Annotated in this window: 10 protein-coding genes and 2 riboswitches; of the genes, 9 read left to right on the top strand and 1 reads right to left on the bottom strand. The window is 36.1% G+C overall.

Annotation, left to right across the window (positions count from 1 at the left end; genetic code table 11):
* Window positions 1-127 precede the first annotated feature (127 nt).
* The 9 genes from ACFSO7_RS02550 (at window position 128) to ACFSO7_RS02510 (ending at window position 13136) form a co-directional block, all read left to right on the top strand.
* Complete coding sequence (locus ACFSO7_RS02550) at window positions 128-733, top strand: TetR/AcrR family transcriptional regulator (RefSeq protein WP_377875053.1); 606 nt, start codon at window positions 128-130, stop codon at window positions 731-733.
* A gap of 499 nt (window positions 734-1232) precedes the next feature.
* A complete protein-coding gene (locus ACFSO7_RS02545) occupies window positions 1233-3485 on the top strand; it encodes an S-layer homology domain-containing protein (RefSeq protein ID WP_377875051.1) in 2253 nt (750 codons plus the stop codon).
* Window positions 3486-3753: 268 nt separating this feature from the next.
* Window positions 3754-4614 carry a helix-turn-helix domain-containing protein gene (locus tag ACFSO7_RS02540; RefSeq protein WP_377875050.1) on the top strand — a complete coding sequence of 287 codons (861 nt, stop codon included), beginning with the start codon at window positions 3754-3756 and terminating at the stop codon, window positions 4612-4614.
* Between the two features lie 53 nt (window positions 4615-4667).
* Complete coding sequence (locus ACFSO7_RS02535) at window positions 4668-5036, top strand: VOC family protein (protein WP_377875049.1); 369 nt, start codon at window positions 4668-4670, stop codon at window positions 5034-5036.
* Window positions 5037-5247: 211 nt separating this feature from the next.
* On the top strand, window positions 5248-6774 hold the full coding sequence (locus ACFSO7_RS02530) for a stalk domain-containing protein (RefSeq protein ID WP_377875047.1): 1527 nt from the start codon (window positions 5248-5250) through the stop codon (window positions 6772-6774).
* A gap of 210 nt (window positions 6775-6984) precedes the next feature.
* Window positions 6985-7069, top strand: a riboswitch (cyclic di-GMP riboswitch).
* Between the two features lie 170 nt (window positions 7070-7239).
* The gene (locus ACFSO7_RS02525) at window positions 7240-9237 is read left to right on the top strand and encodes a sialidase family protein (RefSeq protein ID WP_377875045.1); all 1998 of its coding nucleotides are present in this window, start codon (window positions 7240-7242) and stop codon (window positions 9235-9237) included.
* A gap of 113 nt (window positions 9238-9350) precedes the next feature.
* Window positions 9351-9436, top strand: a riboswitch (cyclic di-GMP riboswitch).
* A 120-nt stretch (window positions 9437-9556) separates the two neighbouring features.
* Window positions 9557-10633: a hypothetical protein gene (locus tag ACFSO7_RS02520; RefSeq protein WP_377875043.1), complete on the top strand. Its 1077-nt coding sequence runs from the start codon at window positions 9557-9559 to the stop codon at window positions 10631-10633.
* 69 nt (window positions 10634-10702) lie between these two features.
* Window positions 10703-11341 (top strand): hypothetical protein, encoded by a 639-nt coding sequence (locus ACFSO7_RS02515; RefSeq protein WP_377875041.1) that lies wholly within the window; start codon window positions 10703-10705, stop codon window positions 11339-11341.
* A gap of 727 nt (window positions 11342-12068) precedes the next feature.
* Window positions 12069-13136: a hypothetical protein gene (locus ACFSO7_RS02510; RefSeq protein WP_377875039.1), complete on the top strand. Its 1068-nt coding sequence runs from the start codon at window positions 12069-12071 to the stop codon at window positions 13134-13136.
* A 319-nt stretch (window positions 13137-13455) separates the two neighbouring features.
* Here the strand turns inward: ACFSO7_RS02510 and ACFSO7_RS02505 are convergent, their stop codons facing one another.
* A complete protein-coding gene (locus ACFSO7_RS02505) occupies window positions 13456-14010 on the bottom strand; it encodes a DUF3231 family protein (protein ID WP_377875037.1) in 555 nt (184 codons plus the stop codon).
* Window positions 14011-14022 lie beyond the last annotated feature (12 nt).

Below are 14022 nucleotides of genomic sequence, written 5' to 3'. Positions count from 1 at the left end.
TTGAGAGACCTCTCTAGGGCTTTTCTTTCTACTTAAGAAAGTTTTTACAACTTAACTTGACTGAATATTCATTCCATCTGGCAATACTCTATATTAATATAATTTATCTAAACGGAGATGTTTTTTCATGGGACAAAGGGGAAGGAAAAAGGGTGCAATAGGAGAACAGAGTAGAGCCTTGTTACTTAAGATTGCTGCTGAGGAGTTTGCTAATATTGGTTATTATGCAACTAAAATCAGTACCATCGTCAAACGAGCGAAAGTCACTCAACCCACCTTTTATCTTTATTTTGAAAGTAAGGAAGCTATCTTTCGAGAATTAGATGATCTATTCCGTAATAGATTATTTGATTTTACGAAGAGCAGCCGTCTAGAACCAGACATGGACTTGACTTCTGTCCCAGCGAAAATTGCAGCAGGACTATCGAGAATTTTTACTTTTTTCTTGGAAAATCCCGAACTAACCCGAATTGGTTTTTATATTTCAACTGAAGCGGAAGAAATGAAAAGACAATTAGCCAGTCAAATCGAAGATAACCTCAACTTTGAAGTACAAGAGGGGTATTTCCGTGCAGACATAGATATGAGTGTTGTTGCTGAATGTTTAGTCGGCATGATTGAAAGACTTATATTCACTAAATTATTTACAGGATTAAAAAATCCTGATGATCTTGCAAATGAAATTCTCCACCTTTTGTTGTATGGGATGGTTGAGGTGCCTGCTTCTGAATGAGACCACGGGGTTGGTTAATTTTTGAGATTTTCATAAGGGAATGGTGAATGAAGTGGATGCTTATTTCTTTCGGGCAACCTTATCCTTGTCGTATTATGCAAGGGGGCTAGAAAAAAATAAACAACTTTGACAACGACTACCCTGAACGGTAGATGTTGCTGGGAGAAGTGTTCGCGCACTTCTCTTTTTTTATATTTCTATGGGGAATATGGTGCTCGGTACCGACAAAAGGCAAAATCGGTGGATTTGGGTTTGAGGACGGAGTAGAAAGGGAATTCCGTAAGTAAATTCGCCTTGAAAGGGAGTAATTCACTGCTTTCGTGATATTGAGGTGCCGGCATCATCGGTCAAGGTTGTACGCTAAGCAAAAAACAACTTTTATATAGTAAAAAAGTCCTCTATCAAACCTTAGAAATTATATACAAAGGTGGATGCAAGATGATAAACTATCTCTTGTTTATAAAGTCTATTAATTTAGGAATATGATGGAGGATTACTTATGAAAAAGGTACTGCCTAAAGTAGCCCTTGCGACATTGTTGATATCTAGTAATAGTATACCAGCACTTGCAGCAGGGACTGATTTAACAGATATTAATGGTTCATTCGCCAAGGATGCGATTTTACAATTAGTTGAAGCAGGGATCATAAATGGAAAAGGTGATGGAAAATTTGATCCAACTGGAAAAATCACCAGACAAGAATTTGCAGTAATTTTAGCAAGATCACTTAATTTAGATGTTAGTAGTCCTCCAGCTACCGCGACCTTCTCTGATGTGCCAACTAGCCATTGGTCATACGCATATGTAGAAGCTGCAACCAAAGCTGGATTAATAAATGGATATGGTAATGGGAAATTTGGTAATGGTGAAAACTTATCGAGAGAACAGATGGCAACTCTCTTTGTTAGAGCTTTAGGAGTAGATGTAACTGGAAAAGGGGCGAAGTTAGCCTTTGCCGACAAGGATCAAATTTCTAATTTCGCAAAAGACGCTGTAGCGTATGCAGTAGAAGCAAAGTTATTAAATGGCTATAGCAATAATACATTTAATCCCAAAGGGACTGCAGATCGTCAAACAGTTGCTAAGGTGACTAGTTCATTTTTAAAGGTTGAGGAGATGGTTAAACCTAAACCACAACCAGAGCCAACACCAGTGCCAGTACCTAATCCTGAACCGGTTCCAACACCAAAACCGACGCCGATACCAGTGCCAGTACCAGTTCCGCCACCTGCACCAGCGCCAGAACCGACGCCAGTGCCAGAAACAGATCCTACACCAGTTCCAACACCAAACCGTTTACCGGTTGCAAGTAACATTGCTGATAAAAATATTAGTTTAGGAGATCACATAAAGATAGTAGATTTGTCTACGGTATTTTCAGATGCAGATAGAGATATATTAACTTATTCAGTAACATCTTCTGATTTAAGTATTGCAACTACCACGTTAGACGGAAACGATTTATATGTTTCTGGCCTTTCCCTAGGACTTAGCTCCATTACGGTAACTGCTAACGATGGAAGAGGGGGAACGGTTAATCTAACATTTACTGTAGTTGTTGAATTGTCAGCACAGCAACTAGCTATACAAAAAATTGAAGAAGTTGTTAAAGATAGTGGTACTACTGGGGATATTGATATAACGGTTATTAATACTGCAATAAATGATTCAAATATTGCAATTGCTGATAATTTAGGTGTATATAGAAAAGCCATTTTAGATGCAGAGAATGATGCATTAGACACATCATCTGAAATTGTTCAAATGGTAAATGAAATTAACGGTATGTTTACTTTAGTAACCAATGGGGTTACTGTATCTACATCTGATCATTTAACTTATAAGATTTCCATTGATGAAGAAAGTTTAGCACCGGAGGGAATTAGAACAGCCTGGGATTCTATAGTATTCACTTTCCATGTAAAGGGTACAAAAGAATCTATTTATGAGGACATGAAAGTAATTCCAAGTCTACCAGAACAAGATTATTTTATTAAAAAGGCAGGAACTGGTACAACTGAAGTAACTAGAATAATTGAAGAAAATAGTACAACTGAAGGAACTAGTACTAGTCCAAAAGTTGAATATGACATTGTTTTAGTATTCATTGATAGTAATAAAAAAGTAATTGGTTATGCACCAGTAGATCCAGTTTCATCAAATGCTAGAATAAAGGAAAAAAGTAGTCAAACTGTAATAAATGAAATCGTTGATTATGGTGATGGCTACGGTATGATCACAATTAAACAAAATACAACAGTAGCAGACTTATTAGCGGCTATCTCTTCAGATGATGAGTCTATCCAAACTTATAAAGTATTAAAGGATGATGGGACTGGAAAGTTAGTTAATTACGAGGATAGCTCAAATAGTATATTAAATGCTTCTATATTAGAGGTCATTCCTGAGAATGGGGATACTGAAAATATGTATACATATATTATTGAAGTGGCTCAAGCAGGTTTAAAAACAACTAATCCTATTATTGTTACTGATGTGAAAAACGATGATTATAAAGAAATTACTGTCAATTCAACTGCAACTGTTGACGATATAATTAAATCCTTAGCTTCTTTGGACGGCACAACATACAGTTATAAAATCTTTTATAATGATGGAGATTCAAATGTTGAATACTCCAAAACAAGTCAAATATCTTCGATTTATGTTTCAACATTAGAGGTAACCAATGGTAACGAAGAGAAAGAATATTATTCGATTACTGTCGATGTAGGAATCCCAAATAACTAGAAAATTTAATTTAAAAACTACAATAATTTAACCGAAAAAGCCCTTATTTTTTAAGGGCTTTTTTACTTGATATTAATAGTTTTGTCAATATTGGACTGGATAACAGCCGCCTGAACTCGATGGGAATTTCTCGTGCCACCCTGGTCTAGTGGATAAGATAGCTACACTTCACCCATTCTCCCAATTTAATATACCCTTTCCCATTATTTCATTTATAATTACATTTAAGCTGAAAAAGATAAAATCTCACGATTACCGAGGTTTCAATATGAGTAAAAAAGGCTCTAAAAACTATATTCTTCATGCCAAAAGCAAACAGTTTTTCTGGGAAGGAAACGGACAACTTTCAATAAAAACATTTACTAATGGAAAAGCGTTTTACAAAACGAATCGAGGATTTTTCTCTGTTGAGGAAGATAGATACCTACTTCTTAATAAGGGCTCCTATACCATTTCAATCGATGAAAAAAATGAAGTGGAGTCATTTTGTATCTTCTTTAGAGATGGTCTTGCAGAAGAGGTTTTACCTTCAATCATAAAGTCAATAGACGCTATTCTATCAGACCCAGACTACAACATGGAATCTGTCGAATTTTTTGAGAAGACTTATCATTTCACTCCTATGTTGAAGTTACAATTAGAAAAGTTTCAAAGAGACCATGACTTATTCGCAGACGATATGTTGTGGCTTGATGAGCAGTACCACAATCTTATGCAGATCATGTTATTTGCTCATTTTAATGCCCTGAATAAAATGGAATCTCTAAACACAATTAAAAATTCAACCCGTGAAGAATTATTCAGGCGTGTAACTGTTGCACATGATTATATTCGATCCTATTATAATCACCTAATAAACTTACAAGATATTTCAAGTGCGGCATGCCTATCACAGAACCATCTGTTGAGGAATTACAAAAAAATATATGGTAAAACCCCACACCAACATATTTCTGAAATGAGAATACATAAAGCTTTGAAACTTCTTGAGGATATGGAATTAAGCATGACGGATATTACATATGAAATAGGGTTCAATAACCCTGTGTCATTTAGCAAGATTTTTAAGACATTAACAGGTTTATCTCCCCTTCAATATAGAAAAAAAGTGATTTTGGATAAGAATTAATGTGTGCGATGTTTTATTATTGTAAGGTAGACACTAATAAAGGAGAGAGGTCAATGAGTAACATCCAAAGGATAAATCAAATCGGTGTACCTGTTAAAGACATTAATAGAGCAGTCCAGTTTTATAAAGCTCTAAATCTACCTTTACTTTTTTCAACTGATACTATGGCATTTTTCGATTGTAACGGAACTCGAATTCTTCTAAGTTTACCAGAGAAAGAAGAGTTTTCACATCCAAGCTCTGTTATTTACTTTCAAGTCGAAAACATAAAGGAAACCTATGAGAAATTTACAAACGATGGGGTAACCTTTATTGACGAACCGCATATTGTTGCAAAAATGGGAGGAACAGAAACTTGGATGACTTTCTTTAAAGATACAGAAGGCAATACGCATGCATTTATAAGTGAAGTAGAAGTTTAATAAGAAAAGGATACCTTAAATTGAAGGTATCCTTTTTTAGGTCAGAACATAGTAATCCCTATGGTGCGAAGTATTATATTCCGATATGGAAATACGATGCTTTCTATTATTTTAGAAAAGAGCATAGATTACTAAATATGACCAAAATTATGATAATATAGGAAAGCAATATTTTTCTAAAATAATTAACTATCAGAGGAGAATTCACAAGATGAAAAGGAGATTACTATTCTTATTAACGGTTCTGTTGTCATTTTCGATTTGCATACCCGCTAGCGCCACTGTAAATCAGCAGCCTATTGTGATTATGGATCAGAGGACAGTCCAATTCAGCCATGAGGCTATAATTAAAAACAATGTCACTTATTTCCCTTTAGTGGAACTTTTCCAAGCAGCGGGAACAACTCCCAAAAAGGTTAAAGATGGGTATGAGATATTCAAAGGAAAGTCGAAGCTTGGTTTGGTTAGTGGAAAAACAAAAATAAATGCTTCAAATAAAAGTATTGAAACGATTAATAAGCTTGAATATGTTGCGCTTCCAGCATTTGAATCGATCGTTCCTAGCGAGGTTACCGCGGAAAATGAAGATGATTATATCACATATCATATTACAACCTATAATGATAGAATAAAAAACCAATATACTACTAACTTAAAGGGTAAGGTCCTCACAAAGGCCGAAGCAATAAAAGGAAGCTTTTTTGATCAAATTACGTATGACCAAACCTACACTTCTTTTCGAATTCCTGGAAAGCTGCCTGAGGTAGAATATTTGATTACCAAATATACCTCAGCTAAGGGGAAACGTTACCAGGATAGTCTCTTTCTTAGAGGGAAGATAATTGGTTCAACTCTTTACGGAGAATTTCAAATAAACAAATCGGAGTACCTTACTTCTGCTGAAGTGTCCAAAACTGCTTGGATTCCAATAACCCTACCAGTAAAAGACAAAAAGGTGATATTTAATTTTGACATTGCCAATGCACAAGTAAAAAAGCCTATTACACCACAACTGATTTTAGACAATAAACAGATTACATTTAAAGTGGCTCCTATATTCAAAGACAAATATAATATGTTTCCTCTGAAAGAGTTATTCTCTAAACTAGGAGCGAATGTTTCAGAAATGAAGAAGGGGGTGGAGTATAAGGTATCTTTTAATGGGAAAACAGTTATTTTCTATACGAATAAGAATACCTATTTGGATGTCGAAAGCCAATCTCAAACAGAAATTGGAGATTCTCTATCACATGTTGCTGGGAATCCAAGAGTGATTCTCGTAAACAATGTTCCTATGATTCCTGTAGATGCTATTCAAATTTTCCTGCCTGTGAAGTTTGCGGAAAGAATGGAACATCAAGCAATTCTTCATTCTTATAAAAACTTCGTTCAATCGACAATAACAGATTTAAATGGGAAAATCTTAGGTGAAGATCATAATGAAGAAGAATACATTGTTACAACTAAGAGATTCAGCGATTATGCTTCAAGTGAAACTCCGGACGAAGCGGAATTGGAAATCATAAAGATAACGGTAGAAAATGGTGCAAGTACAATGGAACGGGTTTCTGTATCTTCAATAATAGAGGGTAATAAAGCAAGGGGACAAATACACTATAGTATTGAAGAGGATGGTCAGGACATTTCCGCAAGTACATTAAGTAATGTTCTATTTAATGTAAAAAATCGTGAATTAGAAGTAAGCTTTGATGAATTACTTCGTTTAGTAAATAAATAATGAAAAACTAGGGTGCTAGGAACCATGCAGATATTTTTGAATCTAAATGGTGCTAGGCACCCTTTTTGTTCATAAGGTTACACATCTAATCAAACGTTTGATCAAACACAGCCAAAACCTTTCTATACTAAGGCTAAAGCCAGTTCTACACGAATACTTCCTTTGTAATAGGTAAAATGATAGAATGAATTTATTATACTAGTCAAATAGTTTTATAATTGGCAAACCTTTCGAAAGGGAGGGACGCAAAGCTACGGGTCTAAAGTCTCATGACGATGATCGCCGGGTTGCATTTATTTCCGAATGGAAGTATTGTGTGGCCGAGCAGATACCCGTAGTGAAAGGGATTGCTAGGCTTTTTTTATTGGCTAAATTTTCGCAATAACAAAAGATTGGGTATACATTTTAAGCAATAAATGGTATCAGGCACTCAATCGTTATCAAAAATCTTCTAGGAGGATCAACATGAATGGGAAAAAGTGGCTAAGTTGGCTGATCAGTTTTATTTTTTTATTGGCAATTTTCATCCCTTATAACAAGAGCTTTGCAGAGAAGAACGATTCAAATAAAATGAATTCGATTACGTTAAAGGAAGCACCGTATTCGACTGGTGACGGGTGGACCATCGATTCTACCTATAGCTCCAATCCTCCGTATGCAATGACGAAAGGAAAAAATGAATATCTCGCTGTCGGCCCATACGGAGCAATCATGAAATCAAAGGATGGACGAGATTGGAGGGCCCTGTCACGGTTTGGAAACTACCATCTTACAGCCATTGCTTGGGATGGTAGTAAATATGTCCTTTTTGGAGCGAACACGCAGTTTGATATGGATACCTATCGTACCCCTTCTGAAAGCTTTATCTCCACAGATGGATTAACTTGGAAGCGAATTGATTTTTCTCCAGGCGAATCCATTCAGCAAGTAGTCGGTGGTGATCATGGTTTTGTAGCTCAAGGCACCGAGCATGCCTATTTTTCTAAAGATGGGGAAAATTGGACCGTCATCCATACCTTTAAAAATAAATATGGCTGGGTTTGGGTCGATTTTGAAAATGGTACATATTTTGTCATAAGTGATGATGATAAAATTATGTTGACATCAAAGGACGGAAATACATGGAAAAAGAATACGTGGGATCCATCGAAAAACATTCATGATTTTATTTGGGTTAAGGATCATTATTTAGGTGTCGGCAATGGCATCTATACATCGAGCGATGGGGTCAGCTGGAAGAAGCAACAGCAATCTCCAAGTGGAGTTACTTTACGTATCGTTGTTTCGAATGGTAGCAGCTTTATGGCAGTTGGCTATAGTAGTGTGAGCGATGGAATTTATAAAAATGTGTCCTATACCTCGAACAATGGTACTGTGTGGAAGCGTCATGATCTTCCGAAGCTAGATACGACCGTATATACTCTTTATCCGGTCCAAGGAGGCTTTGCAGGTATTGGTTCGAACACGGCAGGAAATTATACGGATGGAACATACTCCTTTTTCACAAAGGATGGTGTAGAGTGGAGCTATCGGTTAGTTGGTACGGTTTATAACGTTGAATTAGGCGGAATTGCGACGAATGGAAAAAGGTCGGTTGCTGTAGGGCTTGATGGAACGGCAATTTATACAGATGATGGTGTAAAGTGGACGAGTAGCAATCCGTTTGCAATGGAAGGGAGAAAGTGGAGGAAGAACTTATATGATGTCGCATGGGGTGCTGGCCGCTTCGTTGCCGTCGGTCATTATGGAGCCTATGTATCAACTGATGCAGTCAATTGGAAAAAGGTGAATATTCCCTCTATGAGAAAGGATGGGCAACTAAGGAATATTCTCTGGACTGGGAAATTTTTTGTAGCGACAGATCAAACAACCGGTACTTTCACCTCGAAGGATGGGCTTACATGGACACATATCAAAGGTCTTGATGATTATTGGTTGACCTCCATGATTTGGGATGGCAAGCAAGTAGTTGGTACCTTCCAGGTGCATAATAATGGAAATAGTTATACGAAAATCATGAAATCGACAAATGGAACGAAGTGGACAACCGTTCAATCCATTAAATTAAGTGACGCCTGGATGACCTATACGGGTGGACGATATGTCGCCGTTAGTCGATATAATTTATCCAATGCATGGGTGTCTAAGGACGGAACAAAGTGGTTACAGGTGAAGACAAATATAGGTGAAGCAAACATTGAATTGCTTACTACTTTTGATGGTTATTTTTATGCTTTCAACGACTCGTTTAAGGAAATTAATGGGGAATATGTACCCTACAATGCTTACTATGTCTCAAAGGACGGAGTAAAGTGGAAAGAAGTTGCAATCCCTATTGAAAACTCTAATTTTGATACGAATGGCACGAAAAGAATGCTGGACGGGATTAAAGCATACGGTAAATATATTTTTGTTGGTGAAAATAGTGTGATCAAGTATGCGAGTAGGTTGGTGAAACCATAGGGTGCCTGACACCCTATGGTTGTAATATTTTACCTATTAAGAAAAAGGAGAAATTACTTACATAAATTTGGGTATTATGGTAGAATTTATTCGCTAATGTTATAGTAATAAAGTTTCATATTTGGCAAACCTTTCGAAAGGGAGGGACGCAAAGCTACGGGTCTAAAGTTCATGGAACAATGATCGCCGGGTTGCAATTATTTTTGAATGGAAGTATTTTGCAGCCGAGCAAATACCCGTATGGTGAACGGGTTTGCTGGGCTTTTTTGATTGGTTAAATAAGCGTTTTCAAAAGAATAGGAAAAGGGGGAAGTTGGATATGAAAAAGATGAATAGAAAGCTGATTGCAGCAACTGTACTTTCCATGCTTGCTATATCACAAATATCCGCAACAGCAGCAACACAAGAAACCATTTTTACCGTTAAAGGTGATCAAAGCACGGTCCCAGGTATCTATAGTTCAGTACCTAACGGAAAATCGAAGTTAGTTATAAAAGATAGTGTTTATGAATTAAAGGAGGTAGACAAGCTAGGAAAGTTAATGGGTGGTTTTTTTTATACCAATGATCGCCCTGCTACTGCTGAGGATTATAAAAAACAAGATATGTTTACTCGAAACGTACGGCCATTACAAGATGTTCAAGCTGTCGGAAAAGAACTATATTATACAAAATTTCTTGGCATGAGTATGTATATGGGTGGTAGTTGTGGTGGCGGCGGTGCTGAAATTCTTGAAATATATAAAAGAAACAGTGCTGGTAAAGTCATGAAAGTCACACCTGATTGGATTTCATCCAATACAGTAGAATCCTTTGAAGTAGTGGGAGCTAATATTTATTATGCTCGAATAGAAAATAGTGAAATGGGCAAATTCACGGTAATAAAGGCTTCTATAGATGGGAAGAAGAAAAATGCTATTTTAAGTGCTGTTGATGATTTTTGGGTTGAGAAGGATTCGATCTATTTTATCAAAGACAAAAAGTTGTTTAAGAGTGGTTTAGATGGAAAAGGTGCAAAGCAGCTAACAAAGCTAGTTTCCAAGCTTTATGGGGCAAGTGTTTGTGATGGTAGCAACTATCAAGTTGTAAAAAGTGGGTTGGTTGTGAATGACTATGAGAAGGATGCCTCCGTCTATTATGATTTTGCAACAAATACTACAGTTAATACTCCTACAAAGATAAACCTAGTGTACGATGTTGATCTAAAGAGAAAGCTTATCGTGGGTGCAAACTATGATGAAGAATCTCTTTCACTATATGATTTTAATGGGAAAATAGTTAAAGACTTAAAGGTAGATGTCTCTTGGGAATCAGGAGCCACTATTGTTTCAGTCGACTCAGCTAATCGTAAAATTCAGTATGTCAAAGGAAATAGCTTGAAGGAAATACAATATTAGAGATGTTGGAAGGAACCTATTTGGGTGTAAAGTACCATCCGAAACTATATGAAAAGGAGAATATATTTAATGAAGAAAATGATTGCGGCTTTACTATTATCAAGCCTGGTGATTGCCGGCTGTAGTGAAAAGGAAACAGCAGCACCAGTAAAAGAAAAGAAAGAGCCAAAGGTAGAAGAGAAGCAGGAGAAAAGTGAACCCCAAGAGGTTCAAACGGAATTTGGAAAAGAAATCAATTTATCGAAAAGAGACTTTGAGGGAAATAAGGAAGAACTGGCAAAAGTAATAGTCAATAATTTTAGAATAGAAACAGTAACAGACCATTCAGATCTTGAAACGGATAGTGGTAGTAATTTTAGCAAGATGAACCAGAAATCGGCTAAGAAGGATGCTGAATATTTCGATACCCTTTTTGATTATATATTATTAGATCTATCTGTTGAGAATATTAGTGGCAGTGAATTACAGAGTAGTGTCCTTACCGAAAGAAATTTCGTATTTTATAACGAGAATGGGGCCGAAATCGATGCCTCTACAACTTTAAATGAAGGAACTTTTGAAGCAGCGAATTTACGTCCAAATGGTAAAAATCAAGGTACCGTATGGATCTCCATTCCAGAAGGAACGCAAGTATCTGAAATTATTTTGTACACGGATCCTCACTACAGAGATAGTGAAGATTGGTATAATTTTAAAGTGAACAATTAGAAAACGACAAAGGCAGATTATTGATGAAACCTACCATTCATTCCTAAATTTAATAGTATTTCAGATGAACATGGATGGATAGATACGAAATATGTTTTCTTGGATGGCGGTCAAACATTAATGTTTGACCGCTAAGTTCAATTGAATAACAACTAAAGGTTAGTGATTCGAATAAAATTATCGCTATTTTAATTAAAGTTTCTGCCACTCCCAAGAAACTGCACCCATTTATCCCTTCGCGTACTGCTCCCCTCATTCCTTCTAGCAGAATTTAAGAAACGTTTCCAAGATTATCTCCTCCTACCAACAACGGAAGAAAAGTATCCACCAACAACCCCAACGATATACAGTTGCAACCTTATATTATTATATTCTTTAAAAAATATTTATGTTTTAATCTTCGACACTGCAGGTGTTAATAGGTATTGTTACCGGTATGTTCTTTATAAGTATAGAATTTGTTCTTTATGTTGAATTGAGTTATTGGATGAGCTATAATTGAATTAATGTTCTTTTATAAGAACAAAATGTTCTTTAGAGGAGATTTGCTTCTATTGTTAATTCTAACTATTGGGATCTTAAGGGAAATGCAAAGGGGAAATGACATTTAAATCCCAAAGTTGAAAAATAGATTTATAAGGAGGGAGTTCTTTATTTCTAATTCATAAAGAAAAGGTAAAACTATTAATATTTCAAAATGAATTATGAAAAGGTGGAGAGAAGATTCATGAAAAAGAAGTTAATAATTAGCTTGTTTTCTGTTTTTGTTTTAGCAATAGCCACGATGGGGACTGTGGCATATTTTACAAAAAGCTTCCAAAGTGATCAGAATATAGCCAAAGCTGCTGTCTTCAACGTCGATGTTGTGGATTCAAGTGAAAAAACCATTGGGAATTCACAATTTGATCTGAACGAGAAACTATTCCCAGGGATGGATCCAGTAGAGGTCTATAGTTTCCAAATTAAAAAGAATGACACAGAGGTTCCAGTAGAGTACAAAGTAAATTTAACACCTAGTGGAGATTTATTCCCACAAGATAATCGTTCACCAGTGAAAATGACTTTAAAAAGAAATGTTAATAATGATTGGGTAGAAGTTGAGTATTCAACAAATTTCAAACCAGAAAATGCTACGGAAAGCTATAAAATATTTGTATCTTGGCCACATAGTGACCATGACATTGACTTCCAAGGCAAAACTGGGAATATCAAATTAGAGGTTACAGCCACTCAAGTTGACAAAGAGGTACCTATCGACAATACAACGTATGAAGTAGCGAGCAATGCTTTAGCTGCATTGGATAATGTCGGCACCGGTTTTAACAAAGGCAACTTCTCAAAAGCTCAGTCAGATGAGGTTCAAACTTTAATTAATAATTTAATGACATATGTGAATGGATTGCCAAATGGCAATGGTAAAACTGAATTGCTGGATAAAGCTAATAAATTACAAAATGACCTTAATGCAAAAGTAGCGTCTCGATATGTTTATTATGAAGTGGAAAAGGGTGCAACAAATTTTGACCAACTTAAACTAAAACTTACAACTTCGTTTTTCCAAGCGGATAGCCCGCGAACTCAGAATGGTAATGCAGTATATTTAAATAGTGGCGGAGAAGATAAAATGGTTTATTTACGCTACTTGATTTATTCATGGAGCAAACCAACTGCAGGAGATGTCGTCACATTTACTATGCGATTTAACGGCGGTTATAAAAATATTAATGCAACATTCACTAACGTTGGCGATGGTACTTGGAAAATTCAAAGTGATTGGTTAGTAGAAAAAAAATAATAGAATATGAAATGAAGAGGCTGCACTCGGAAGGATTACTTTTAGAGGCAGCCTCTTTTGTGTGCTATATTGGGTTTCAGACTCCGACAAAAGACAAATGAGGACCATTTTCCAAATGTGAAGTACATATACATGGCATCGGATGTTAGATAGCGATAAAAAGATTAGTCCTCTATTTTTATGTAGGAGTGATCCTTGTTTTCATGGTAAAAATGTTCACCAATATAAGTACCTTACAGAACGATAGTTTACCTATAGTTTTTAAGGAACAAAGTTGATATTTTTTCATATCAATTAATATGTTACTTCTCCACTGCTCCTACCTTAATGGTTGTTGTGAACCAGGAGGAACATAAAACGGTGGTACTTTAATCCATCCGCGTTTGCGCATCAAATGTTTTAATCTAGTTGCGAAAGCTAATTTTTCTGCTTGAAACTGAACAAACAATAAACCAACATCCGTACGAACCGATTCGGAAGCAGCACCAGCAGCACGCATGATTAAACTAATGATTTTTAAAGATAATTCGTTTGCAATTACATCATCTGTTACTTTGACACCAAGGGGAACAGTGTGAGGGTCTGATTTTGGCAATTCTTCAGGGGAAGGAGGTAAAGTAATCCCTTCCTTTATCATGAATTCACGCAGTCTTTCCCTTTGACTTGTCCCAAGTTTCATATCTTCTTCAAGTATTGTCTTTAACTCATCATCCGTCGTCGTGTTGATACCAGCTTGAACAGATACTTTAGCTAATTCAAGTCCAGCTAAGTAAATCCAGCAAGACATCACTTCTCCGACATGAAGAGGTTGATCTTCATCTTGAACTGTAATAGATTTCAATGCATCCATGATTGTTTCCAATATATTTACCATTCGACTTCCTCC

It is taken from the genome of Bacillus sp. CGMCC 1.16607, assembly GCF_042683745.1.
In the GTDB taxonomy this organism is placed as follows: Bacteria; Bacillota; Bacilli; order Bacillales; family Cytobacillaceae; genus Pseudoneobacillus.
Note: the sequence above shows the minus strand (reverse complement) of the source record. Positions and strands in the feature narration are given on the sequence as shown.

Coding starts and splice junctions, on each gene's coding strand:
- ACFSO7_RS02520 (WP_377875043.1), top strand. CDS start 9,557: ATGAAAAAGATGAATAGAAAGCTGATTGCAGCAACTGTACTTTCCATG.
- ACFSO7_RS02535 (WP_377875049.1), top strand. CDS start 4,668: ATGAGTAACATCCAAAGGATAAATCAAATCGGTGTACCTGTTAAAGAC.
- ACFSO7_RS02540 (WP_377875050.1), top strand. CDS start 3,754: ATGAGTAAAAAAGGCTCTAAAAACTATATTCTTCATGCCAAAAGCAAA.
- ACFSO7_RS02530 (WP_377875047.1), top strand. CDS start 5,248: ATGAAAAGGAGATTACTATTCTTATTAACGGTTCTGTTGTCATTTTCG.
- ACFSO7_RS02515 (WP_377875041.1), top strand. CDS start 10,703: ATGAAGAAAATGATTGCGGCTTTACTATTATCAAGCCTGGTGATTGCC.
- ACFSO7_RS02545 (WP_377875051.1), top strand. CDS start 1,233: ATGAAAAAGGTACTGCCTAAAGTAGCCCTTGCGACATTGTTGATATCT.
- ACFSO7_RS02510 (WP_377875039.1), top strand. CDS start 12,069: ATGAAAAAGAAGTTAATAATTAGCTTGTTTTCTGTTTTTGTTTTAGCA.
- ACFSO7_RS02550 (WP_377875053.1), top strand. CDS start 128: ATGGGACAAAGGGGAAGGAAAAAGGGTGCAATAGGAGAACAGAGTAGA.
- ACFSO7_RS02505 (WP_377875037.1), bottom strand. CDS start 14,010: ATGGTAAATATATTGGAAACAATCATGGATGCATTGAAATCTATTACA.
- ACFSO7_RS02525 (WP_377875045.1), top strand. CDS start 7,240: ATGAATGGGAAAAAGTGGCTAAGTTGGCTGATCAGTTTTATTTTTTTA.